The 23,964-nt window shown below is 45.3% G+C and carries 24 protein-coding genes; 21 read left to right on the top strand and 3 right to left on the bottom strand.

Annotated elements, in window-relative coordinates:
* Positions 1 to 94: 94 nt before the first annotated feature.
* Complete coding sequence (locus QMA13_RS18160; protein ID WP_282943152.1) at positions 95 to 847, top strand: polysaccharide deacetylase family protein; 753 nt, start codon at positions 95 to 97, stop codon at positions 845 to 847.
* Positions 848 to 899: 52 nt separating this feature from the next.
* Here QMA13_RS18160 and QMA13_RS18155 read toward each other — a convergent pair whose 3' ends face one another.
* Positions 900 to 1,691 carry an AraC family transcriptional regulator gene (locus QMA13_RS18155; RefSeq protein ID WP_282943151.1) on the bottom strand — a complete coding sequence of 264 codons (792 nt, stop codon included), beginning with the start codon at positions 1,689 to 1,691 and terminating at the stop codon, positions 900 to 902.
* 379 nt (positions 1,692 to 2,070) lie between these two features.
* Here QMA13_RS18155 and QMA13_RS18150 point away from each other — a divergent pair, with 379 nt between their 5' ends.
* The 20 genes from QMA13_RS18150 (at position 2,071) to QMA13_RS18055 (ending at position 22,958) form a co-directional block, all read left to right on the top strand.
* A complete protein-coding gene (locus QMA13_RS18150; RefSeq protein WP_282943149.1) occupies positions 2,071 to 3,429 on the top strand; it encodes an ABC transporter substrate-binding protein in 1,359 nt (452 codons plus the stop codon).
* 163 nt (positions 3,430 to 3,592) lie between these two features.
* Positions 3,593 to 3,994: an acyl-CoA thioesterase gene (locus tag QMA13_RS18145; protein WP_282943147.1), complete on the top strand. Its 402-nt coding sequence runs from the start codon at positions 3,593 to 3,595 to the stop codon at positions 3,992 to 3,994.
* Positions 3,995 to 4,040: 46 nt separating this feature from the next.
* Complete coding sequence (locus QMA13_RS18140; protein ID WP_282943436.1) at positions 4,041 to 4,988, top strand: DNA-binding transcriptional repressor DeoR; 948 nt, start codon at positions 4,041 to 4,043, stop codon at positions 4,986 to 4,988.
* A gap of 228 nt (positions 4,989 to 5,216) precedes the next feature.
* The gene (deoC, locus tag QMA13_RS18135; protein WP_282943145.1) at positions 5,217 to 5,882 is read left to right on the top strand and encodes a deoxyribose-phosphate aldolase; all 666 of its coding nucleotides are present in this window, start codon (positions 5,217 to 5,219) and stop codon (positions 5,880 to 5,882) included.
* 24 nt (positions 5,883 to 5,906) lie between these two features.
* A complete protein-coding gene (locus QMA13_RS18130) occupies positions 5,907 to 6,302 on the top strand; it encodes a cytidine deaminase (RefSeq protein ID WP_282943143.1) in 396 nt (131 codons plus the stop codon).
* Between the two features lie 85 nt (positions 6,303 to 6,387).
* A complete protein-coding gene (locus QMA13_RS18125; RefSeq protein WP_282943142.1) occupies positions 6,388 to 7,566 on the top strand; it encodes a NupC/NupG family nucleoside CNT transporter in 1,179 nt (392 codons plus the stop codon).
* Positions 7,567 to 7,595: 29 nt separating this feature from the next.
* The gene (gene deoB, locus QMA13_RS18120; protein WP_282943140.1) at positions 7,596 to 8,777 is read left to right on the top strand and encodes a phosphopentomutase; all 1,182 of its coding nucleotides are present in this window, start codon (positions 7,596 to 7,598) and stop codon (positions 8,775 to 8,777) included.
* Positions 8,778 to 8,796: 19 nt separating this feature from the next.
* The gene (deoD, locus tag QMA13_RS18115; protein WP_282943138.1) at positions 8,797 to 9,504 is read left to right on the top strand and encodes a purine-nucleoside phosphorylase; all 708 of its coding nucleotides are present in this window, start codon (positions 8,797 to 8,799) and stop codon (positions 9,502 to 9,504) included.
* 55 nt (positions 9,505 to 9,559) lie between these two features.
* Positions 9,560 to 10,861 (top strand): pyrimidine-nucleoside phosphorylase, encoded by a 1,302-nt coding sequence (locus tag QMA13_RS18110; protein WP_282943136.1) that lies wholly within the window; start codon positions 9,560 to 9,562, stop codon positions 10,859 to 10,861.
* 211 nt (positions 10,862 to 11,072) lie between these two features.
* Positions 11,073 to 12,242: an FAD-dependent oxidoreductase gene (locus QMA13_RS18105; protein WP_282943134.1), complete on the top strand. Its 1,170-nt coding sequence runs from the start codon at positions 11,073 to 11,075 to the stop codon at positions 12,240 to 12,242.
* Positions 12,243 to 12,293: 51 nt separating this feature from the next.
* Positions 12,294 to 12,968: a TetR/AcrR family transcriptional regulator gene (locus QMA13_RS18100; RefSeq protein WP_282943133.1), complete on the top strand. Its 675-nt coding sequence runs from the start codon at positions 12,294 to 12,296 to the stop codon at positions 12,966 to 12,968.
* Between the two features lie 332 nt (positions 12,969 to 13,300).
* Entirely contained in the window at positions 13,301 to 15,376 is a 2,076-nt protein-coding gene (locus QMA13_RS18095; RefSeq protein ID WP_282943131.1) for a PrsW family glutamic-type intramembrane protease, read from the top strand.
* A 15-nt stretch (positions 15,377 to 15,391) separates the two neighbouring features.
* Positions 15,392 to 15,646, top strand: a complete 255-nt coding sequence (locus QMA13_RS18090) for a CPCC family cysteine-rich protein (RefSeq protein WP_282943129.1) — start codon at positions 15,392 to 15,394, stop codon at positions 15,644 to 15,646.
* A gap of 141 nt (positions 15,647 to 15,787) precedes the next feature.
* Complete coding sequence (locus tag QMA13_RS18085) at positions 15,788 to 17,161, top strand: vWA domain-containing protein (RefSeq protein ID WP_282943128.1); 1,374 nt, start codon at positions 15,788 to 15,790, stop codon at positions 17,159 to 17,161.
* Between the two features lie 268 nt (positions 17,162 to 17,429).
* Positions 17,430 to 18,914, top strand: coding sequence for a M81 family metallopeptidase (locus QMA13_RS18080; protein WP_282943126.1), 1,485 nt, complete (start codon positions 17,430 to 17,432; stop codon positions 18,912 to 18,914).
* Positions 18,911 to 20,236: an aspartate aminotransferase family protein gene (locus tag QMA13_RS18075; RefSeq protein ID WP_282943124.1), complete on the top strand. Its 1,326-nt coding sequence runs from the start codon at positions 18,911 to 18,913 to the stop codon at positions 20,234 to 20,236. The genes QMA13_RS18080 and QMA13_RS18075 overlap by 4 nt, the downstream gene beginning before the upstream one ends.
* 45 nt (positions 20,237 to 20,281) lie before the next feature.
* On the top strand, positions 20,282 to 21,112 hold the full coding sequence (locus QMA13_RS18070) for an SMP-30/gluconolactonase/LRE family protein (RefSeq protein WP_282943123.1): 831 nt from the start codon (positions 20,282 to 20,284) through the stop codon (positions 21,110 to 21,112).
* Entirely contained in the window at positions 21,113 to 21,535 is a 423-nt protein-coding gene (locus tag QMA13_RS18065; protein ID WP_282943122.1) for a RidA family protein, read from the top strand.
* Positions 21,519 to 22,160 carry a carbohydrate-binding family 9-like protein gene (locus QMA13_RS18060; RefSeq protein ID WP_282943120.1) on the top strand — a complete coding sequence of 214 codons (642 nt, stop codon included), beginning with the start codon at positions 21,519 to 21,521 and terminating at the stop codon, positions 22,158 to 22,160. The genes QMA13_RS18065 and QMA13_RS18060 overlap by 17 nt, the downstream gene beginning before the upstream one ends.
* A gap of 15 nt (positions 22,161 to 22,175) precedes the next feature.
* Positions 22,176 to 22,958: an IclR family transcriptional regulator gene (locus QMA13_RS18055; RefSeq protein WP_282943118.1), complete on the top strand. Its 783-nt coding sequence runs from the start codon at positions 22,176 to 22,178 to the stop codon at positions 22,956 to 22,958.
* 11 nt (positions 22,959 to 22,969) lie between these two features.
* Here the strand turns inward: QMA13_RS18055 and QMA13_RS18050 are convergent, their stop codons facing one another.
* Both QMA13_RS18050 and QMA13_RS18045 read right to left on the bottom strand, forming a co-directional pair.
* Positions 22,970 to 23,437 (bottom strand): helix-turn-helix domain-containing protein, encoded by a 468-nt coding sequence (locus tag QMA13_RS18050; RefSeq protein ID WP_282943115.1) that lies wholly within the window; start codon positions 23,435 to 23,437, stop codon positions 22,970 to 22,972.
* Positions 23,438 to 23,456: 19 nt separating this feature from the next.
* The gene (locus QMA13_RS18045) at positions 23,457 to 23,789 is read right to left on the bottom strand and encodes an AraC family ligand binding domain-containing protein (RefSeq protein WP_282943113.1); all 333 of its coding nucleotides are present in this window, start codon (positions 23,787 to 23,789) and stop codon (positions 23,457 to 23,459) included.
* Positions 23,790 to 23,964 lie beyond the last annotated feature (175 nt).

The following is a 23,964-nucleotide window of genomic DNA, read 5'->3' as shown; positions in this document are numbered from 1 at the left end:
CTAAGGAACCGATTTTGACTAGACTGCATTGCTACTCCTATTGGAATGCTTTATAATGATATGACAATCAAATGAGAACTTATGTGCGTATATCTTGCAGACTGAGAAAACAGCAGCAGATGACTTAAGGATGGAGGGACTATGGAATTTGAAGCCTACGAACAACAAGATTGCACTATTTACTCTTGCTGGAATTGCAACGGCGCCGGGGTTTATGGACCCTTTTCGTGAGGAGCTGTCTTTCCAGCTGCGGAGTCGGGGGTATATCGTGGAGGCGGAGTCCATCTATCCTTATGGTGACTGGTCGCAACGGGTAATGAAGCAATTAGCAGCGATTTTCCGCGATATGACGGATATTCAGGAACGTTTATGGACATCAGTCGGCGCAAGAGCAGCCAAGGAGCTTATTTTCGAGGCGGCAAAGAAAGGGCAAATTGTACTGCTAATCGGACACAGTGGAGGAGGCATTAGTGCTGTTCAAGTTGCCTTACAGCTAATTAAAGAAGGTTATTTGCCGCCGCTTATCGTTCAGATCGGCTCACCCAAATGCCCCATTCCATTGGTTTTAAAAGAACACGTGCTTTTCTTATCCGCTGTTGGCACAGGAGGTAAAAGAGACCCGGTTACCCGGTTCGGACGATGGGGAGGCTGGGTACGCAAGTTCGGTCATTTAAAGGTTTGGAAAATGAGGGCTTATCCTCCTGAAGAAGTTGTAGACATCCCTTTGATCGGAAGCCATCCGGACTACTTCCGTACTCATTCTCCTTATGTGGATGAGACTGGAAGCTCGAACATGATGAAGACGCTTCGCCCCCTGTTATCCTGGCTCGAACGAAAGCTGCCGTAAAAGGACCTAATTGTGACCAAAACCATGGAGTTCCGCTGCTTTTAGCCAAACGTCAAGACCTCGCCTGCTTCTTATATTGACTCGGAGATAGTCCGTAACGCAAACGGAACGAACGATTGAAATGAATATAATTGGAAAATCCGCACAAGTAAGCGATCTCCTCCAACGTATTCCCGCCGATTAGTATATATTCCCTCGCCATAATAAGCCTCATTTCAATGACATAATCCATAATGGATTGATTAAAAGCCGCCTTGAATAACTGAGAGGCCCGCGACACGCTCAACCCGACATGGGAAGAGATTTCGCGTAATGTCAATTTGCTTGCTGCCCGCTTCTCTATATAATCTCTGATTTGATTAGAGACGGACCATTGATGGAGCATAGGTCCCCTTCCTTCCGTAATCAAACGTCCCAAATGAAGAAAAAAAGCCTGTACCAAGCAGTTCACAATATCAGGATGTGCATGTTTCATCCGTCTTTTCTCATATCGAACTAATTTCCACATCGAAATCAACCCATCATCCAGCCCCAGATGAACTTGTAGTGGAGTAGGGTAGTGGGTCCACCACTCATCTAGCCAAGCTTCCCCCGGCATAATCAATAAATAATAGTCAGAGCTCCGAAATAAAGGATTAGTGTCGTCCCCTATGATCAACTCATACGAATCACCCGGTTTGCACAACAACAGATCTCCAGGCTGTATAACATGAGTGATGCGATTCACGACGGCTTTGCAGGAACCGTCCGTCTGCAGTCGTACGACATAGTGCTTCAAGCCATCGCGCCGATCCGTATATAAGGATTTGGTATGAACTGAGTGTCCGATTGCAATAATGTCCAAACGTTAACCTCCGTTCTAAGGAAGCCGCTAATAAGATACGTAAAGTAGCGTGTTCTATATAATAACAAATACGGTATCCAAAAATGAAATAATGATAAGATAGGTTAAGAAATTGCTTTGATTGGATATGTTCTTAGTCGCTTGCTTCACATTAAAATAAAAGTAATCCTGAGAGTGAATTGGATCTGGTTGTAACCGGATACAGTTTCATTATACACGCTGCTGAAACAGGATACGACAGTGTTTTCCGATGCGCGTAAGTTTAACGGAAACTCTCATGATGAATTGATTAAATGATGGGGGAGACGGCAGCGAGGATGTCCGATTATCTAGAGTGACTCCGACATCATCTTCAGGACAAGAGCGGATGCGGTGAGGTATGAACGGCATCCGATTAACGGATTCCAATAATTTACGAGAGGGCGATCGAATGAAACATCGCAGCTTCATTGTGCTGACCATAATTTTATTTCTGGTTTTATTAACGGGATGCGTGAAGGAGGGCTCGCAAAGTACAGCCGTTTCTTCTCCGCAGGAGGAAGGCATCAAAGTCGATTTGCAAACGCCGACAGAGCTTATTTTTTACGATGAGACGAATATGTCCGAGGATGTATTTAACGAAAGGTTTGCAAAGCCAATAAGAGATAAATTCCCGAATGTTAGCTTCAAAGTAATCAAGCCGGGCAAAGGAACCTATATCAGCGAAATTGCATCTAGCGGCACTTTTCCAGATATTTTCTTCACAACCTCTTGGAGCTTTCCCCTACAGGTGGACGGCGGCATGGTGTCGAATCTGAATGATTGGGTGAAAAAAGATTCTACCAATATAAGCAGCTATCAGCCAACGCTGATCGATACGATCAAGAGCTTCAGTCCGAAGGATGAATTGTTTGCTCTTCCTTATTCCAATTATGCATCGGTTCTGTATTACAACAAAGATATTTTCGACCGGTTCGCAGTCCCATACCCTAAGGACGGTATGAGCTATGAAGAGGCGATTGAATTAGGGAAAAAGCTGACAAAAAACGATGGCGGCGTAATGTACACCGGATTTTTCCCGGGGAATTATAGCTTTACATACGCTCTCTACAAAGCGGGATTCGTAGATGTGGCGAACAAAAAGTCCAGCTTTAACAATCCGGAAATGAAACAAGTGTTCGATCTGCTAAAAACCGGCTTCAGCTCCCAAGGCATGGAGTATATGGATTATACCGCTGCACTGAACAAGTTTTATAAAGACAAGACGCTGGCGATGCTGCCGTATCATTTTGAATTGGGGCGAATGGAAGCAGAGGCCAAATCGGGCAGCGGCTTCAACTGGGATATGGTGCAAGCACCGACTATAGCCGGATTTAACCATAGTGGCGCGCCCAGCATGCTATCGATTTCGTCACAAACGAAGCATACGGCTCTGGCCTTTAAGATCATTTCATATTTATCCTCATCGGTGGAATACCAAACCATGCTGGCTAAAAAAGGGATATTGCCCGTAGTGAACAACCCGGAGATTAAGAAAGCCTTTGGTTCAAGCCTGGATTATTTGAGTGGGAAGCATATAGAGGCGATCAGCAAAGCAAAGCCGCAGTCGATTCTGAAACCGACCCAGTTCGATAGAGTACCTGATAAATATTTGACCCAGGCACTAAAGGATGTCGTCACAGGATCGACGGACGTGAATACGGCGCTTAGCAAGGCAGAGGAGCAGGCGAATAAAGATTTACTATCTCAGATCAAATAAGCAGCGCGAACGCCTGTAAAATGGATGAGGAACTCCTGTTTATTTAAAACTGGGGTTCCTACTTTTTTTGAACGACTTCGCTGCAAATTAGCTATAAGCTCCTTTTCCGTGATAATATCGATATTAAAGTGAGATTAGACTAAGGTTGAGGGAGTAATGGGTGATGGAAGTAAGACTCGATATCATAGTTCGTTCGACTGAAATTGACGTTAACGGTCATGTCAACAATGCCAAATACTTGGAGTATTTAGAGTGGGGACGTGAAGAATGGTATGATACAGTCGGATTAAGCTATCAAATTTTTACCAGCTTAGGTGTGCAGACGGTAACCGTGAACATTAACATCAATTATCGCAAAGAGTGTAAGCAAGGGGACAAGCTCTCTATCGTAACACGTCCTGAGAAGATGGGAAGAACTAGCTTTGTTCTGAAGCAGGAGCTGTATAATGAAACCGGAGAGCTCTGTGCAGATGCAATCGTGACCAGTGTAACCATGGATATCCAATCACGAAAGAGTCGCGAAGTACCAGAACCCTTGCAGAAGCTTTTTATAAATAAACAATAATTCAAGAGTGGCTGGCGAAAAATAAAAGACAAGTAGGTTGAAAGTCATGGACGATGAAAAGCAGAGGTTAAGTATCGAAGCGGCAAGGCTATATTACTTATCCGATTATAGTCAGCAGGATATCGCGGCAAGGCTCGGAGTCTCCCGTCCGACCGTTTCCAGACTGCTTCAATTTGCCAAAGAACACGGGTACGTTCGAATTGATATTGTCGATCCGCTTGAGGATCTGGACGCTTTGGGTCACGAGCTAAAAATTAAATATATGCTAGACACGGTATTCGTTTGTTATTCTCCGCTCAATGAGTATGCGGAAATTCAAAAGCATATTAGTAAAAAAGCTGCCGAATACCTCCATGATACTGTGACGGACGGCGATATTATCGGTGTAACCTGGGGAACCACCATGTATTCCGTAGCACGCGAGCTGCAGCCCAAACAAGTAAAAGGTGTGGAGGTCGTTCAGCTTAAGGGCGGGGTCAGCCACTCTCATGTGAATACGTATGCTGCAGAAACGGTAAACTTGTTCGCTGAAGCTTTCCACACGGCCGCGAGGTATTTACCGCTCCCGGTTATATTTGATAGTATTGCTGTCAAAGAAATGGTAGAACAGGATAGGCATATTCAACGAATCATCCAATTGGGTCGGCAGGCTAATATTGCTGTCTTTACGGTAGGGACTGTCAAGGAAGATGCACTGTTGTTTCGGCTGGGCTATTTCAATAAAGAAGAACAGGAACGGCTTCAACGGACCGGTGCCGGTGATATTTGTTCCAGATTTTTCGATGTACAGGGAAATATTTGTGTTGATGAAATCAATAATCGGACAGTAGGGATTGATCTTCCTGATCTTCGTAAGAAGGAGAAATCCATTCTTGTAGCCGGTGGACAAAGAAAAATCGAGGCTATTCGGGCCGCACTCACAGGGAAATATGCCAACATCTTGGTAACAGATCAATATACCGCGCAAGCTTTACTAAGACAGATGGATAAATAAAGATATGGATATTGAGAACCTACTGTAAGGAGACGGTAGGTTTTTTCATGCTCAAGAATGATTATCTAAGCGGATTATTGGGTAACTTTATTATGCTATAATTTTGACGTGAACATAATTTCATTTTGTGTTTTACATTTGTTCAAGGTCGTGCTATGATACCTATGAAGTATTAAACATAAATTAATAAATGACGTTTTACACACAAAATAAAAGGAGTGATTCAGCATGGATCTAGCTGGAATGATTGACCACACACTACTTCGGGCGGATGCAACCCAAGCGGAAATTACGAAATTAACAGAAGAAGCGAAGAAATATAAATTCGCATCCGTTTGCGTTAATCCAACCTGGGTTGCTTACTCGGCCGAACAGCTATCCGGAACTGGAGTAAAGGTATGTACCGTTATCGGGTTTCCACTGGGAGCTAACACATCCGCTGTAAAGGCTTTCGAAGTGAAAGATGCCATTGCTAATGGAGCGACGGAAGTGGACATGGTCATTAATATAGGTGCATTGAAAGATGGGAATAATGAATTCGTCGAGCAGGATATTAAAGCGGTAGTCGACGCGGCAGCAGGCAAAGCACTGGTAAAAGTGATTATTGAAACCTGCCTTTTAACAGATGAAGAAAAAGCACGTGCTTGTGAACTAGCGGTTAAAGCCGGAGCAGACTTCGTAAAAACATCGACAGGCTTCTCAACAGGTGGAGCCACTCCAGAAGATGTTGCCTTAATGCGCAGAACAGTTGGAGCTAATGTAGGCGTGAAGGCATCCGGAGGCGTTCGCAGCCTGGAAGATATGAACAAAATGATCGAAGCGGGAGCTACCCGTATTGGAGCAAGCTCTGGTGTCAAAATTATGGAAGGCGGACAATCCGAAGCTTCTTATTAATCTCCATACTAAGGAGGACAAGGAATGAAAGAGCAGCTGATTCAAGAAGCCATTGAGGCCCGCAAGCAAGCCTACTCTCCTTATTCCCATTTCCAAGTGGGAGCGGCTTTATTGGCTGGCGGCAAAGTATATCGGGGATGCAATATTGAGAATGCATCTTACGGTCTGACGAATTGCGCGGAGCGTACCGCGGTATTTAAGGCAGTATCGGAAGGACATACTAAGATTGAAGCCATTGCGGTTGTTGCGGATACAGAAGGCCCAGTTTCCCCTTGTGGAGCTTGCCGGCAAGTACTGGCCGAATTTTGCGATCAGGATACCATTATTTATTTAACGAATTTACATGGCAATAGCGAGGAATGGACAATGGCGCAGCTGCTACCAGGAGCATTTCAAGCTCGCGATATGAAGAAGAAATAATCCATGAGGATTTTTCTTCTCATGATGGTGTTGTAAGCGCTTAAGATAGGCATACTTAATTTACACTACTTTGGAGGATGACATCATGAGATATTTAGTTGCCGTTTTAGGTGTGCTGGTCGTTTTCGTTTTAACTTATGCAGTGAGTAACGATCGACGTAATATTCGTTATCGCCCGCTGTTGGTTATGGTCGTTTTACAAGCGCTGCTCGCATTTGCTTTGCTCAATACCGGTGTAGGGGAGTTTCTCATCGGCGGGTTTGCATCAATATTTGAGAAGCTTTTGTCTTATGCAGCGGAAGGTGTTAACTTTGTATTTGGCGGTATTGCTAATGAAGGACAAGCCCCTTTCTTCTTGTCTGTCCTGCTGCCGATCGTCTTTATCTCCGCTCTTATCGGAGTTCTGCAATACACCAAAATCTTGCCTTTCATTATTAAATATATTGGTCTGGTATTGAGTAAAGTAAACGGTATGGGTAAACTGGAATCCTATAACGCCGTAGCTTCCGCGATATTGGGTCAATCCGAAGTATTTATTTCCGTTAAAAAGCAAATCGGCTTGCTGCCGAAACAGCGGTTATATACGTTGTGCGCATCCGCAATGTCGACCGTATCCATGTCTATTGTTGGTGCCTACATGCAAATGATTAATCCCAAGTATGTCGTGACCGCACTCGTATTGAATCTGTTCGGCGGTTTCATTATAGCTTCGATCCTGAACCCCTATGTCATCTCTAAGGATGAAGATATTCTTGTGGTTCAGGGTGAGGAAAAGCAGTCATTCTTTGAAATGCTCGGCGAGTATATTATGGATGGTTTCAAGGTAGCTATCACAGTTGCGGCGATGTTGATCGGCTTTGTTGCCATTATTGCCCTGATCAACGGAATTTTTACGGGTATTTTCGGAGTTTCATTCCAGGAGATGCTCGGTTATGTATTTGCACCATTCGCTTTCATGATGGGAGTTCCATGGAAAGAAGCCGTCGAGGCTGGAAGCATTATGGCTACCAAGATGGTATCCAATGAATTTGTAGCCATGCTGGATCTCGGCAAACATACCGCGTTGTCCGCACGGACAGTAGGTATCGTATCGGTATTCCTTGTTTCCTTCGCGAATTTCTCATCTATCGGAATTATCTCCGGTGCTGTTAAAGGATTGCATGAAAAACAAGGGAATGTGGTTGCTCGCTTCGGTCTGAAATTGTTGTACGGTGCCACTTTGGTAAGTGTGTTGTCAGCTACAATTGCAGGACTGTTCCTGTAATCTAAATTAGAGTAAAAGGAGCCGTTATAATGGTTCAGTTTAAAAGAGTTCACCTCATCGTGATGGATTCGGTTGGGATAGGAGAAGCGCCAGACGCTGCTCAGTTTGACGATTATGACGTCGATACGTTAGGTCATATTGCCCGTGAACGGGGAGGGCTAAATATGCCTAATATGGCCAAGCTGGGCTTGTCCAACATTCAAGAAATTCAAGGCGTTTCTAAAGCTGAGAAGCCTTTAGCTTATTACACCAAAATGCAGGAAGCTTCGAGCGGCAAGGATACGATGACAGGCCATTGGGAAATTATGGGTCTCTACATCGATACTCCGTTCAGGGTATTTCCAGACGGTTTCCCTCCTGAGCTAATTGCCAGGATAGAAGAGAAGACCGGACACAAGGTGATTGGCAACAAGCCGGCCAGCGGTACGGAAATTATTGAAGAGCTTGGAGAAGAGCATGTTAAGACCGGCTCTCTGATTGTTTATACTTCCGCCGATTCCGTGCTTCAGATAGCGGCGCATGAAGATGTTGTTCCATTGAAAGAGCTGTATGAGATTTGCGAATTTTGCCGTGAGATTACGTTGGACGATCCGTACATGCTTGGTCGAATCATTGCTCGTCCTTTCATAGGAGAAGTGGGACATTTTACCCGTACGGCTAACCGTCATGATTATGCTTTGAAGCCATTCGGTCCTACGGCAATGAACACACTAAAGGATGCCGGCTTCGATGTCATCGCATTAGGCAAAATATCTGACATTTATGACGGAGAAGGGGTAACCCAATCCATTCGTACGGTTTCCAACATGGATGGAATGGATAAGCTGATTTCTTTGCTGGATCAATCGTTTACAGGGCTAAGCTTTATAAACCTCGTGGATTTTGACGCATTATTCGGACATCGTCGCGATCCACAAGGATATGGGCAGGCACTGGAAGAGTTCGATGCCCGGCTGCCGGAAGTCTTCAGCAAGCTGAATGATGAAGATCTCTTGATCATTACAGCCGATCATGGCAATGATCCGACTTATCGCGGAACGGATCATACCCGAGAGTTTGTACCTCTTCTTGTATATTCTCCTAGCTTTGCTCAGGGCGGTAAAGAGCTTCCGCTTCGCAAAACGTTTGCGGATATTGGGGCTACGGTGGCAGAGAATTTTGGCGTAGCTTTACCTGAACATGGTACGAGCTTTTTGAAGGAACTGAAATAATTTTTAGGAGGATACCATAATGAGCGTTCATATTGGGGCTAAGCAAGGCGAGATTGCTGAAACGATTCTACTCCCAGGCGATCCGCTGCGGGCCAAATATATAGCCGAAACCTATCTGGAAGATGTGATTTGCTACAATCAGGTCCGGGGGATGCTTGGTTTTACTGGAACTTACCAAGGCAAACGTGTTTCAGTACAAGGCTCGGGGATGGGAATTCCATCGATCAGTATTTATGCTAACGAACTCATTAGCCAATACGGCGTTAAAAATTTATTTCGCGTTGGCACCTGCGGCGCAATGCAGGAGCATGTAAAAGTGCGTGACGTCATTTTGGCGCAAGCATCCTGCACGGATTCGAGCATCAACCGGCATGTCTTCGGTGGCTTCGATTATTCTCCGATAGCAAGCTTCCCGCTTCTGAAGGCAGCATATGATCGTGGAACAGCTAAGGGAATGAAGCTGCACGTAGGTAATATTTTTAGTTCTGATGTATTTTATCGTGACGATAAATCGATCGTTCAAAAACTCATGGATCACGGAGTTCTAGGAGTGGAGATGGAAACGACTGCGCTCTATACGCTCGCGGCGAAGCTCGGTGTGAATGCTTTGACGATTTTGACTGTAAGCGACCACTTGCTGACAGGAGAAGAAACGACAGCTGAAGAACGTCAGAATACATTCAATGAGATGATGGAAGTAGCGTTAGACACAGCTATTTCACTTTAAGAAGTAACGAATACTTAGATCTGTTCAATTATACTAGCGGAGGAGAGACAAAACGATGAGAATGGTGGATCTAATTGAGAAGAAACGCGATGGGAAAGAACTAACAACCGAAGAAATCAATTTCATTATAGAAGGCTATACGAAGAACGAAATTCCTGATTATCAGGTAAGCGCGTTAGCCATGGCGATATTCTTCAAGGACATGACGGAGCGGGAACGGGCAGACTTGACCATGGCCATTGTCAATTCCGGGGAAACAATTGATTTGTCAGCGATTGAAGGTGTGAAGGTGGACAAACATTCTACTGGTGGCGTTGGTGATACGACTACATTGGTCTTGGCACCGCTCGTAGCTGCGCTGGATATTCCAGTAGCCAAAATGTCAGGCCGTGGACTTGGACATACCGGAGGAACGATCGATAAACTGGAAGCTATCGAAGGCTTCCATGTGGAGATCAGCAAGGAACAATTCGTAGATTTGGTGAACCGACATAAAATTGCGGTTATCGGCCAAACGGGGAATTTGACACCGGCAGATAAGAAGCTATACGCTCTGCGCGATGTAACGGCTACTGTTGACTCCATTCCACTTATTGCAAGCTCTATTATGAGTAAAAAGATTGCTGCGGGTTCCGACGCTATCGTGTTGGATGTGAAGACGGGGGCAGGCGCCTTCATGAAGACTGCCGAAGATGCGAAGGAGCTTGCACAAGCCATGGTGCGCATCGGCAATAATGTTGGCCGCAAAACGATGGCTGTCATCTCCGATATGAGCCAACCCCTTGGATACGCTATAGGGAATGCACTGGAAGTGAAGGAGGCCATCGATACATTACAGGGTAATGGGCCGAAGGACTTGGAGGAGCTCTGCCTTGCCCTTGGACGTCAAATGGTATTCTTGGCTAACAAAGCCTCGTCGCTTGAAGAAGCGGAAGAGATGCTCAGAGAAGTTATCCGCAACGGCAAAGCGTTGGAGAAATTCAAATCGTTTATTGAGAACCAGGGTGGAGATCCATCCGTAGTAGATCATCCGGAGAAACTCCCGCAGGCCGCTTATCAGATCGAAGTGCTGGCAAAGGAAGATGGAGTTGTCGCTGAGATCATTGCGGATGAAATAGGCACCGCCGCTATGCTGCTTGGGGCTGGCCGGGCGACGAAGGAGTCGGAAATCGACCTCGCCGTAGGTCTGATGTTGAATAAGAAAATCGGTGACACGGTTAAAGCCGGCGAGTCTCTAGTGACCATTCATGCTAATCGACAAGAAGTGCAGGATGTCATTGATATGATCTATACCAATATCCGTATCGCAGATCATGCCGAGGCTCCATTACTGGTACATGGCATTGTAACGGAATAATAAAACATAAGGCTTGAATTCTTCCCGGAGGATTCAAGCCTTTTTTTATTAACTAAAGTACATTGGTTCTTTGTCGAGTAGGACAATATCTGGGACAAGAGAACCATGATAATTTTTTACCAATAACGAACACAGTTCTTTACGAACAGTGTTCGTTATGATATAACTAGATCAAGGCATTTATAATCTAAATTCAGAGGTGTTGATAATCATGACAAATGAAACTATAAAATCAAAGGAACAGCAACGAATTGCAATCGTAGGTGCAGGGCCAGGCGGGCTGACATTGGCAAGAATTCTTCAGCAGCATGGTATAAAGACCGTCATCTATGAACGTGAGGCATCCCCCTCCGCTCGTCAGCAAGGTGGTTCATTAGACATCCATCACGATTCCGGTCAATGGGCATTAAGTGAGGCAGGCTTATTAGAACAATTCAAAGCACTCGCCCGCTATGAAGGAGAAGATTTCCGACTTCTTGATAAAACCGGTAAAGTGTATATGGACGAGATAGCTGAACCTGATGGAGGGGGCCGCCCGGAAATCGATCGTGGAACGCTGCGTGAGCTGTTGTTAAACTCTATAGATCCTAATTGTATTCGCTGGGGGCATAAGTTGGACCAAGCGGTCGCATTGGAAAATGGCATGTATGAGCTTCACTTTGAGAACGGGCAGATAGAAACCTATGATCTGGTCGTTGGTGCTGATGGTGCTTTTTCCCGTATTCGCCCGCTATTAACGGATTCTGTTCCGGCTTACTCTGGTCTTAGTATGGTTGAGCTCTACCTGGATAATGTCGCTGTTGCGCATCCTGAGATTGCTGCGTTTAACAGACGCGGGAAGCTGTTTGCTCTATCCGATCATAAGGGGATAGTGGGGCAGTTGAATGGTGATGGTCGTATCTGCGTCTATGCGGCGTTTCGAGTAGAACAAGAATGGCTAGATACTTGCGGCATTCCGTTCGATCAGCCAGAGCAAGCTAAGGATCAGCTTTTGGAGCATTTTCATGATTGGAATGAGACGCTGCGGAATTATATTCAATCTGCCGATGGTCCTATGCTCCCACGACGCATCTATATGCTGCCTACAGGCCTTAAGTGGACTCATAAACCAGGGGTAACATTGATTGGCGATGCTGCTCACCTCATGTCTCCTTTTGCTGGTGAAGGTGTGAACATGGCTATGCTGGATGCCGCGGAGCTCGCGTTGTCCATTGTGAAGCATACCGATATTAACAAGGCGGTTGAGGCTTACGAGGAGAAAATGTACAACTATTCGTCCGAATCGGCCCAGGAATCGTATGATAATCTAGAGCTTTGCTTCTCTGATGATGCTGCGTCTAAGCTGGCGGCTTTAATGAACTCATATCATGAACAACCATAATATTCCCGGCTTAAGATTTACTAATTCATACAAGTATGCTATAAGGGAATTATGAATAATCCAAATCGTACTGTCATTAGTCGTCGTTCGCGGCCTGCGAAGGAGCCGCTAAGCAAAGATATTATTGTGAAGACGGCCTTCGAATTGTTAAAGAACGAAGGCATGTCCGGCCTTAGTATGCGCAAGATCGCCAAAGCGTTGGATACAGGCCCCTCATCGCTTTATGTATATGTAACGAACCTTAAGGAGCTAAGCGCTTATGTGCTTGACTATGGGCTGAACGAGGTTGTGCTGCCATCAGATACTCAAGAAGATTCTTGGAAAAACGATCTTTATGATGTGCTACGCTCTTACCTAAAGATTCTATACGAATCGCCGGGTATCGCAGAGCTCTCTCTAACAACCATACCAATAGGACCTCACTCTTTAGCCATTACAGAGTATATCCTGGGACGCTTGCATGCAGGTGGAATCCGTTCCACGTCTGCCGCGTGGGGAGTAGATCTATTGCTTTTCTATACTGCTTCCGTAGCTTTCGAGCAAGCTAGTCGCGATCAGAAAGGGACAACATTAGATTCAATCTATTCATCTTACCAATCGTTGGATGTGTTAAGATATCCGATGCTTGCCGGTTTGAAAGAGGAGATGTTCTCAGGAGACCAAGAGAGGTTTCGTTGGGGAATAGAGGTTATCCTGCAAGGGATTTTGCAAACACAAAATAAGTAGTTCAAATAAACTAACAGGCTGCCATGGCAGCCTGTTTTTACGTATATATGACAGATGAACCAAAATGGGACAGCTTAAACCAGGTTTCCCGGGTTTTTATGAATCGAGATTTGAGACCAGCGCCTTTTGTCATATTTTATAAGAATAACTATAATAATGGTATCCCGTTAGAAATAAGTTAGTTATATGTTGCGGGTGTTGTTCTATGAACCTCCGTTCCGATCGATCGGTGACCACGGTTTTCATGAATTCAGTTGTTTACTCATGGCCGGACCGTCGTCAGGGGAGACGTCCCGCACGCACGAGGTTGGCTTTTAAAGGAGGCGACCGTAGTGAATACGCTAGGGTCCATTCGAACCGGAATTCGAGATTTCTATGAGGCCATCTACCTAACTTGCCAAGCATGGATTGAGAAATATCCGTTTATAAAAACGGTGTATGTGATTTTTTCCTGGTTGTCACTAATCCTGTTTGTTTTAAGCTTGTTTTTCGTTAAAGAATCGCGCACCATGATGGTTCAATATTTATGGTCGTTTTATGTACTGCTGCAGTTTTGGTTTCTGTGCCGAAGCAAGACCATGCCGTGGAAGTCGATTGTTTTATTCGTACTCGCAGGCGTTTTTCTTGTCGTACCGTTCACGACGCTTACGCTCAATGCTCTGCATGTGCTTTTTGGAGGTAAAACTTCCGACACTTGGTCCATGGCTGTTATCACACCCATTTTCGAGGAATTGTGGAAGCTCCTCCCGCTTGGCATATTCCTATTGTTCTCGCGTAGAGCTTCCGCCTTAAGTTTAAGCGATTATACGCTCATCGGAGCGGCGACCGGCGTCGGCTTCCAACTGATGGAGGAGCTTTCCAGAAGGTGGCTTAGTACTGGCATTCTTGCAAAAAAGTTCGGTTATAGCTTTACGATGCTGGGCGGCGAAACGATCCATTGGGACTTTTTTTCGCTGTTTCCCGGGCGTTTCGAGGAAAGTATTTTTCCTACACTAATGACCGTTGGTCATCCCGTACATACCGCCATGATCGCACTTGCGTGCGGAATTGCCTATCGGCTGCGGGCAAGATGGACGAAATGGGTTTTTCTGTTACCGGCAATCATTTTGCTTTGGTCGATCCTGGATCACGCGGCTTATAACGGCCAGCACAAGCTGCCTGGGTGGGTGTTCCGTCTTCATGATTGGACCGGCAGTGGTTATAAAACCCAGCCGACATTCTTGTTGATGCTAGCCGCATCACTCGTTGCCGATTATTGGTCGCTGAACAAAATACGAAATCGCCTTCCGTCGCTGCCGAACGAGCCGCTTCTTAATCCGTTCACGGAGCTGTGGAATATGATCCGTTCTCTTTGTCTGGACCGGGAGAAATTTATTTATTGGCTCAATTTTTACAGGGAGCGCAGGGAACTAGGATTTCATTTGCTTTACGGTAACGAGGAAGCGGCAGGCAGGCAAGAACCTATCCTGAAGCGGGTGAAAGCTCTTTGCCAAGCGTTGACCGGAATCGCGGTCATTTTGCTTGTTGCCGGTCTGTTTACAAACATTGGGGTTCAAACGGGAGGCGGGGAAACAGCATGTTTCGCCTGCATGTTCGATTCGCTGCAAAACTGGTGGGATCGGCTGGCATGGTATGAACAGGGCGCGATCGTGCTCGGGGCCCTTGCTTTATCTCTGCTGTTCGTAGGATTTTGGCCGGCTTTTGGTTTTGCGATGACGGCGGCTGGAATTGCCGGAAGCGGACATGAGATTGCCGGTTACATCCGCGATCCGAGGAAGCTGCTGACTCCAGAAAATGTGCTTTCCGTGGCGGGAGGCATTGCACTAAGCCGAATCCCATTCGGCAAAGCGTTAAAATGGGCGGGGAAGAAAGGGCGCGGCTATGTGCGCAAGCTTCTAGATAAGCTCGGTTCCCGGAAGCCGAAATTGGACGTGCCGGATAATCCGAAAACTCCGAAGAATGACAGCAAAAGCCTGGATAATCACCCTAACGATACTAAGAGGTCTGATGATGATACTCCGAATAAGGATAAGGATAAGGATAAGGATAAGGATAAGGATAAAGTCGATGAGGGGACACGTTATACTGGGAAGGCTTATAATGGAACACGAAACCCAGAAGTAGATTTTATAAATGGGAAAGGAAAAAGTACATTAGAGAAACATGTCAGTAAGCACGGCTACGATTCAGCAGATCAATATTTACAGGATGCAAGAAACTTTCTAGAAAAAACCCCTACATCAACAACCCAGTCTTTTGTATCAAATGAAGGAACATACTTCAGGTACGATACTGCTACAAATGAATTTGGGATCATTAATCAGTACGGAGGAGTCTCAACCTATTATAAACCCGTTGATGGAATGAACTATTGGCTAGAGCAGATTAGTAGATACGCACCCAAATAAAGAGAGGTAATGAAGATGGATACTCAGAAATGCCCATGTTGCGGTTTTTTTACGGTTGAAGGTGACTTTGATATTTGTGATGTTTGTTATTGGCAGTATGATTCTGTTGCCCACAATAATCCAGATTTATCAATAGGCGCAAACAAGATTTCTTTGAACGAAGCAAGGCATAATTATAAAATGTTCGGGGCTTCGGAAGAGAGGTTTTTAGACAAAGTCAGAAAACCATTAACCGAGGAACTTCCTGAGAATAATACCGAAAGTGGCTGAATTGTTGGGGCTAACAGGTATATTCTAGAAGCCGCGCGGTTATCAAATGAACTTCGGCTGGATCGATAATAATGTGATTATATAAAAAGAGTATTAATCGGAGGTGAATGGATAATTCGAAGGTCTATCTTAATATTTGTAATGTTTATCGTATTCCTTGTTGGTTGTGGTGAAGAAACAGTAAAGAATGCCTCAAAAAATCAAGACACATTAGATTCAAATCAAAGTAAAGCAACCACAGAAATTCAGACCCCATCAGATTCAGTTCAAAGTGAACCCAACCCGGAAATTGAGAGTCCAGTGGAATCAAAACAAATTGAACCTCAGACTTCCTTAACAGATGAACAAATATTAATGAAACCTCCGGGACGGTTTGCTGGTTCAAATTATAATGAACAGAAAGTTCAGGAGGCTCTGGATCAATTACCAAGTGATTTGACAGCTGATCAATATAAGGAAGAACTACTCCTCCTATTGGCTGAAGACTATCGCACTTATGTGACCACTTTCATTAATTTTGAGACCGAAGTTAAAGTCGATAATCAACGACCTAATGCTAAGATTACATTACCGACAAGTAAGAAGTTACACATTTCAATCTTACTTGATGCCAGTGGCAGCATGAAAGCGGAGATCAGTGGAAAATCAAAAATGGATTCTGCAAAAGAAGCTATACAGAGCTTCGCAGATAAATTACCAAAAAATGCAGAGGTATCTTTACGGGTATATGGACATAAAGGAACAGGAGATCAGAAAGATAAACAATTATCATGTAACAGTACAGAAGAAATCTTTCATGGTCAAGGTGAGCAGACAAATCAAATAAAAGAGGCACTTCAAGGTGTAAACGCAGCTGGATGGACACCAATTGCGAATGCTCTGAAATCTGTAAAACAAGATATTAATCCTGAGACAACCGATTCGATTGTATATGTGGTAAGTGATGGAATTGAAACATGTGAAGGTAATCCAGTACAAATTGCAAAAGAACTCAATCAATCAAAAGTTAAGACTGTTGTGAATATTATTGGTTTTGATGTGGATAATGAAGGACAAAAACTGCTTCGACAGGTTGCAACATCTGGTGGTGGAGAATTTACTTCCGTTGATAATGACGAAGCACTAAAAAATTATCTGAATAAAACGTATGATAAATTACGAGGTGAGTGGACGATATGGAAGGAAAAAGGAGCAGGGGAGGCTAATATAAAAAAAGAACAAAAACAGGGAACAATCAATAAAACACAAGAAACGATGCAAGGTTTAGTGAACAAAGAAAATTCTAATCTGCTAGCAGCCCTTAAATATCTAGAAACTAAAAACGGAAATGCTTTCCCCCGTAGCGAGCTCTTTAAAAAAATAACTGAACGCAAGAATTTCGCATGGAAATATGCTCGCGATACCGGGAAACATTTATATGACGAAGTATCTAAAAGTGGAAATAAGGTTTATGACGATATAATGGATGAAGGAAAAAAGAATGTCGATGATTTGACTAATAAGAAAAATAATTAACGACTGAACAGGTTGACCATATTAAATCATATACTTAAACAATCACATCGCCTCTAGAAGGCGGTGTTTTTTTCATGCGATCTAGTGGTAAACATCAAGTTATTGTCAACCACCAGTTGATCAATAAGGAACACTATGTTGTTATACTCAGAATATTTTCCAAATATAAAATAATTTTCTTGATGTAAAATGAATGCTCGTGCTACAATAAATTCCATAATTTAATAAATTTATAATTCATTAGGACGTGAAGGCGGGTGAGCTTTGCATGTCAGAACCGTTACGAATTGGGGTCGTGGGTGTTTACCATGAAACGAACACGTTTGCACCAGGTTTAACGCACTGGAGTGACTTCAGCCATTGTTGTACGCTGGGGGAAGCTGCCTTCATGGAGCTATTCCAGCATACCCGAACTACGATGGGAGGAGTGATCGATGCAGCGCTGCAAGACTCAATAACTCTTGTGCCTGGTTTGTATGTTTCGGCGACGCCTGGAGGAATAGTGTCCGATGAGGCTGCGAGGCATATTTTGCAGGAGCTGACACATTCGATTCAACCGGGGCTTGATGGTTGGGTCGTTATCCTTCATGGAGCGATGGTATCTGAGAGCTGCCCCGATATGGAGGAATCTATACTGGAGGCCATCAGAAGCCGCATTGGTTTAGAGATTCCCATTGCTGTCACTGTGGACCTGCATGCCAATCTGGGATCAAACATGTCCCGGTTGTGTAATTTGCTCATCGGTTATGACACTTACCCTCATATCGATGCTTATGAACGCGGGATGGAAGCTTTGCAGCTGCTGGTTCGCCAAATTCACGGAGAGATTCAGCCTGTGATGATATTGGCAAGACCGAACATGCTTGTAGTTCCTCAAAAAATGATCACGACACAAGGTGTCATGAAGCAGATCATGGAGAAGGCATTTGCAATGGAGCGTGACCCTGACGTACTGAATGTAACCGTTTGCGGTGGATTTCCGTACAGCGACGTCCCTTTTGCGGGCATGTGCTTTGTGGTGACGACCAACGGGAGGGAAGCCCTTGCACAAAGCTATGCGGATGAGCTGGCTCACCTAGCCTGGTCTCTACGGGATCAGTTTCAAGCTGAAGTGGTAAGTGTGTCGTCTGCAATGCGATCTGTTCTGGAAGCCAATGAGGGACCCGTCATTCTGGTGGAAGGGTCCGATAATGTAGGCGGCGGTTCCCCGGCTGATGCTACACATCTGCTGCATGAGCTTATAAGGCTCCCTGTAAGAAGTCTGATCGTTATCCGAGACCCAGAAGCAGTTACATTCGCATGTCAACAAGGTGTAGGCGAGCTCTTCTCGTATAAGGTTGGTGGTAAAAGTGACAGCCTGCACGGCAAGCCGGTTCCTGTTGAGGGGAAGATCCGGCTGCTTTTTGACGGAATGTATACACATAGGGGGCCTTACATGAAGGGTACTATAGCATTTATGGGAACAACGGCCGTTGTTGAAGCAGGTCCAGTGACCCTTGTTCTTACTTCCGAACGGGTGCCTCCCTGGGATATAGGGCATGTTGAATCATTAGGGCTGCATCCTTCTTTGTTTCATATCATTGTAGTGAAATCGGCAGTAGCTTGGATTAGCGCCTTTGGATCCTACGCCAAGAAGGTTATCGAGGTGGACACGCCGGGCTGTTGTACCTCTTCGCTGGAAAGTCTCCCTTATCGTCATTTACCTCCATCTGTTTTTCCATGGAATTCATTTGAAAAGGAGCATGCAGAATGAACCGATACAAACAATCGATGGATAAATATCAAGAAGCAAAAGCATATGTAGCGGGAGGAGTATCCAGCAGTCTTCGGGTTTCGATGAAGCCGACACCCTTGTACGTACACAAAGCATACGGAGCGATAATTCAAGATGTGGACGGCCATGAATACATTGATTATATGCTGGCATATGGCCCTCTGATCTTGGGTCATGCCCATCGCGGGTTCAACGAACGAATCGTCGAAGCCATGCAGAGGGGGAGCACCTACGGCATGCAGCACGACGGAGAGATTCAATTGGGCCGGCGTTTAACGGAAATATTGCCTTGCGCCGAGCAAGTGGCTTTTAGCGGCTCGGGTACCGAAGCAGTGATGCTCGCACTGCGACTAGCTCGAGCATATACCTCAAAAAGAAAAATCATCCGATTCTATGGTCATTATCATGGATGGTCGGACACTATTTTTACATCTTTCCCTAGCCCGGACTTTTCCTCTGCAGGCCAGACAGAAGGGAACTCGGATATCATCCCGGGAACAAACGGACAAAGCCGCAGCAGTCTGCAGGATATCATCCTCTTGCCGTGGAACGATCCTGAAGCTTTGGAAGAGACGCTAACCAAACATCATCATGAGATAGCAGCCGTCATAACAGAGCCCATTATGTGTAATTCGGGCTGTATTGCACCCAAGCCAGGCTATATGGAATTCATGCGCGAGTTGACTTCAAAGTTAGACATCGTACTCATCTGGGATGAGGTGATCACCGGATTTCGCATGGGGCTTGGTGGGGCGCATGAACGCTTTGGCATCCTTCCAGATCTTGTCACCATCGGTAAAGCGTTAGGTGGGGGAATTGCTTTAAGCGCAGTAGCAGGCAAGAGAGAGATTATGAGTCTCATCGAAGAAGGCACTGTCATGCACCTCGGTACGCTTAATGGCAACGGACTGTCAACAGCAGCTGGATTAGCAGTCATTGAAGAGCTATCGAAGGAAGAAGGACAAGTGCTCAAGGAGATGGAGAACACCGCAATCCGTCTGTCAGATGGCATTCGATCGCTACTTGCCCGTAACGGTCATCAAGTCGTTGTCAATCAACTAGGTCCGGTGTTTCATGTCATGTTTATTGATAGAACGGAAGTGAATGATTTCGATACGTTTAATCTTCGGGATATGAAACTGTATACACGATTTGCGGAGGAGATGCTGCACGAAGGGGTACTCGTTCGTCCCAATGGGCTCTGGTATGTCTCATCAGCTCATGGACAGGAAGAAATAGATAAGACTCTGTCCGCGGTAGAACGGGTTGCACAGAAGCTAGCCCACAATAATCAGGTGTAGAGATAAGGAAGAGAGGCGAGAATCGTGCTGTATAAAAGCCGCCTTTTGACAAAACCGCATGTATTTACTTCTGGCATTGAAGGTCCTGCTTGCGACAGGGACGGTAATTTGTATGCTGTAAATTATGCCAGAAGGCATACGATTGGAGTGGTCACTCCTCAAGGAGACAGTCGTCTGTTTCTTGAGCTTCCTGCAGGAGCTACCGGGAATGCGATTCGCTTTCATCCATCGGGTCAAATGTTTATAGCCGACTATACCGGACATCGTATATTACGCGTCGATATGCAAACACGGGAGATCGATACTTTCATGGAGCAGCCCGCGATGAACCAGCCTAATGACCTCGCTGTAACAAGGAGTGGCATTTGGTTTGCCAGTGATCCGAATTGGAAGCAATCGGATGGGAACCTTTGGCGTATTGACGAGAATGGAAAAGACGAGCTGCTGGAATTTGGAATGGGTACCACAAACGGTATTGAAGTCAGTAATGACGAAACAACCTTGTACGTGAACGAAACCGTTCAAAGAAGAATATGGAAATACGATTTGACGGTGGACGGTCAGATCAGTTATAAACGGCTGTTCTACGAATTTACTGACTATGGACTGGACGGCATGCGCTGTGACGTAGAAGGAAATGTGTACGTGACACGCTTCGGAAAGGGGACGATTGCCGTACTTTCCCCACAGGGCAAGGAAATCAGAGAAATTACGTTACTCGGAAAGCAATGTACGAACTTAACCTTTGGTGGTGTGGATGGTCGCACCTGCTATGTCACTATGGCAGACACGGGGGCAGTCGAAACCTTCCGGACGGAGGTTGCGGGAAGGTGCTGGGCGTTTTTGCATGACAATAAAGGAAGGGAGCGATTCTAGATGAAAAAAACGGTGTCGAGACAAGAAAACAACCGGAAACCTTTTAGCTCCGCCATTGAAGCGGGAGGGTTTATATATGTATCCGGCCAGGGGGGAATAGATCCAAACACAGGGCAAATCGTCAGCTCTGATTTAAGGGGACAAATCAACCAGACGCTGCATAATATCCAAAGCATCCTGCATGAAGCCCGTGCCACCTTGGATGATGTGGTCAAAGTTAACGTCTATTTGAAGGAAAGGGCGCATTATGAGGAGTTCAACGAAATTTATGGGAGCTTTTTTTCGTATCCGTTTCCTGCCAGAACTACGATTTACTGCGATCTGAATTTTGACATTCTGGTAGAAATCGATGTGATTGCACTCGCCCCGACGGCTTCCGATAGAGTGCTTGATGGGGCTGGAGCTCATGCAGACTCCGAATAGCAATCTTCCTTATGTATATCGCTGCCCTTTAGTGTTGGAAGAGCCGCCTGGCTTCATCGACTGGGATGCCATTCCGAGGATAGAACTATCGGATTGCCGTACTGGAGCTCAGCCTGCCCTGCGTACTTATGTTCAATGCTGCCGGAGTGCCTATGAGCTGCACGTCCGCTTTTACTGTGAGGAGGACGGAATAATCGTTTCTTCCTACACGCAAAGGGACGACCCGCTATATAAAGAGGATGTCGTGGAAATCTTTATCGATGAATGTGGGGACGGATCGCGGTACAAAGAGATTGAAGTGAGTCCACGCAATGTTATTTTTGACGCCGCCATTACTAACGATAACTATCCTGAGAATGCTCAGGGGCTGAAGGTGAATACCTCCTGGAATATGGAGGGGATGGTCACTTCGGTCACTCCGCTCCAGAATGGTGATCTTGAATATCAGATTAAATTACCTTTCAGCAGCTTTGATGGAGTACCTCTCAATGGCCAATGCTGGAAAATAAATTTTTATCGCATCGACGAGGATGCCGCTGGGGTTCGACGCTATTGGGCATGGTCGCCTACCTATCATCCTTCCTTTCACTTGGCCGCCCGATTCGGCAAATTACTTTTCGACTAAAGGACGGATGCATCTATGAGTACATCGGAAAAATCAAGCTCGACGGTCAAATCGGCCGATCGCGTCTTGGATATATTTGAATTGTTCGCAGAAGCGGGAGTGCGTGAATTAAGTCTAATGGACATTTCACGACGTCTCGAGCTACCCGCGAGCAGTGTCTTCAAAATTGTACAAAATCTCGTTCACCGGGGGTACCTGGAGAAGGATGAGCATGGCAAGCTGTTTCATCTTGGCTATAAAATCTTTCAAATCGGCGCCCAATACGCGCAGCATACGAATCTGACCGCAGAGTTTCAATCCATCGCGCAGCAGATCGTCTCTGAGGTTAATGAAGCCGTATATTTATCCATCCGAAGTGACAGGAACATTCTCTATATAGCGGAAAAGCAAAGCACGCATCCAGTTCGTTTTGTTTCTCATTTGGGTATGCAGCTTCCGCTTCATACGACCGCTATGGGTAAGCTTTTTCTAAGTGCAATGCCCGATCAGGAGATAGCAGCAATGTACGAAAGCCAAAGTCTTGGTCTTCTTACCGATCATACCTTGTCCGACATGGATCAGCTATTGAAGCAGCTTCATGAGATTCGCCGGACAGGGATTTCTTATAGCAAGGGAGAAGCAGTGCAAGGGATTCAATGCGTTGCCGCTCCCATCGTGAATGCGAAGCAGGAAATTGTAGCAGCCATGAGTATTTCCATTCCGTTAAGCCGATTGGATGAACAGACCTGGAATCAAATGGAGGAGCAGGTCTTGCAAGGTGCTAGAAAGCTTAGCTGGCTGTTGTATTTTCAGGTATAGTAAGCATGGATTTATCCCTCAGTGAATTGTTTTCTTAGCTCAAGCGGGGTAAACCCATTCATTTCCTTGAATACCTTGTCAAAATAATTGACGTTACAAAAGCCTGTGCGCTCTGCAATTTGCGTAATCGTCAAATCCTGCTGAATCAATAGCCGTTTAGCCATCTCTACTCGATAACGATTTATGAACAGCGTGGGAGTGATTCCGGTCACTTTTTTAAAGAAACGGGTAAAATGAAACGGGCTCATGTTCACCAGCGCACCAAGTGTGTCGGTATAAATTTTTTGATCGTAGCAAGATTCGATAAAATCAATAGCGGGCTTGAGGCGTTTGTAGTGAGCGAGACTTTTACCCAAATCTTTGTTAAGGCATGTTTCTCGTTGATAGCCCCGGAGGATAGGGATGATCATGCGATAAAGGGAGGATTTAATAATTAGCTCACAGCCGATCGCTTGCATGGAGTATTCTTGGTAGGCCAATTCAAAATGGACAAATAATTCATTCCATATCGGATGAGAGGGGGACAATCGGCTCCAATATGGGAGCGGTTTGTATAAATCGGGCGTACACATGCTGAGATTCGGAATGCTCCAAGGAGCCGGCTAATAGGGACATATCAAAAATAATACCGCGAATGGTACAGCTTTTGCCGTGCAATGCTTGCATCGAATGAATCTTGCAGCTGTTAATAAAAAGAATAGCCGGCGCATCCACGATGAAGGTTCGGTTGTCAATATGGACCTGAACAGTGCCCTCCAAAAGATGAATAAATTCAAGGTGATCGTGCCAGTGAGGTCTTACCAAATGATAGGAGCTCTTCACTTCCGTCATACGTAATGGAAAGCGCTTTCCTTCGAAGGGTTCGATTTTCTTCAAAGCATCCAATTCGGACCACCGCCTTGTCAACCAGATGATAGTTATTATAACATAGCTTACTTACATCCGAAATGAGGAAAAAGGAGCAAAATCTTGTAAGGAAAGCGCAGATTGTTCTATAGAATACGTT

The organism is Paenibacillus sp. RC67, from assembly GCF_030020805.1.
Classification (GTDB): Bacteria; Bacillota; Bacilli; order Paenibacillales; family NBRC-103111; genus Paenibacillus_S.
Note: the sequence above shows the minus strand (reverse complement) of the source record. Positions and strands in the feature narration are given on the sequence as shown.

Bases quoted from the DNA above. Each gene is read 5' to 3' on its own strand.
- QMA13_RS18150 (WP_282943149.1), top strand. From the start codon at position 2,071: ATGAACGGCATCCGATTAACGGATTCCAATAATTTACGAGAGGGCGAT.
- QMA13_RS18145 (WP_282943147.1), top strand. From the start codon at position 3,593: ATGGAAGTAAGACTCGATATCATAGTTCGTTCGACTGAAATTGACGTT.
- QMA13_RS18140 (WP_282943436.1), top strand. From the start codon at position 4,041: ATGGACGATGAAAAGCAGAGGTTAAGTATCGAAGCGGCAAGGCTATAT.
- deoC (WP_282943145.1), top strand. From the start codon at position 5,217: ATGGATCTAGCTGGAATGATTGACCACACACTACTTCGGGCGGATGCA.
- QMA13_RS18130 (WP_282943143.1), top strand. From the start codon at position 5,907: ATGAAAGAGCAGCTGATTCAAGAAGCCATTGAGGCCCGCAAGCAAGCC.
- QMA13_RS18125 (WP_282943142.1), top strand. From the start codon at position 6,388: ATGAGATATTTAGTTGCCGTTTTAGGTGTGCTGGTCGTTTTCGTTTTA.
- deoB (WP_282943140.1), top strand. From the start codon at position 7,596: ATGGTTCAGTTTAAAAGAGTTCACCTCATCGTGATGGATTCGGTTGGG.
- deoD (WP_282943138.1), top strand. From the start codon at position 8,797: ATGAGCGTTCATATTGGGGCTAAGCAAGGCGAGATTGCTGAAACGATT.
- QMA13_RS18110 (WP_282943136.1), top strand. From the start codon at position 9,560: ATGAGAATGGTGGATCTAATTGAGAAGAAACGCGATGGGAAAGAACTA.
- QMA13_RS18105 (WP_282943134.1), top strand. From the start codon at position 11,073: ATGACAAATGAAACTATAAAATCAAAGGAACAGCAACGAATTGCAATC.
- QMA13_RS18100 (WP_282943133.1), top strand. From the start codon at position 12,294: ATGAATAATCCAAATCGTACTGTCATTAGTCGTCGTTCGCGGCCTGCG.
- QMA13_RS18090 (WP_282943129.1), top strand. From the start codon at position 15,392: ATGGATACTCAGAAATGCCCATGTTGCGGTTTTTTTACGGTTGAAGGT.
- QMA13_RS18085 (WP_282943128.1), top strand. From the start codon at position 15,788: ATGTTTATCGTATTCCTTGTTGGTTGTGGTGAAGAAACAGTAAAGAAT.
- QMA13_RS18080 (WP_282943126.1), top strand. From the start codon at position 17,430: ATGTCAGAACCGTTACGAATTGGGGTCGTGGGTGTTTACCATGAAACG.
- QMA13_RS18075 (WP_282943124.1), top strand. From the start codon at position 18,911: ATGAACCGATACAAACAATCGATGGATAAATATCAAGAAGCAAAAGCA.
- QMA13_RS18065 (WP_282943122.1), top strand. From the start codon at position 21,113: ATGAAAAAAACGGTGTCGAGACAAGAAAACAACCGGAAACCTTTTAGC.
- QMA13_RS18060 (WP_282943120.1), top strand. From the start codon at position 21,519: ATGCAGACTCCGAATAGCAATCTTCCTTATGTATATCGCTGCCCTTTA.
- QMA13_RS18055 (WP_282943118.1), top strand. From the start codon at position 22,176: ATGAGTACATCGGAAAAATCAAGCTCGACGGTCAAATCGGCCGATCGC.
- QMA13_RS18045 (WP_282943113.1), bottom strand. From the start codon at position 23,789: ATGACGGAAGTGAAGAGCTCCTATCATTTGGTAAGACCTCACTGGCAC.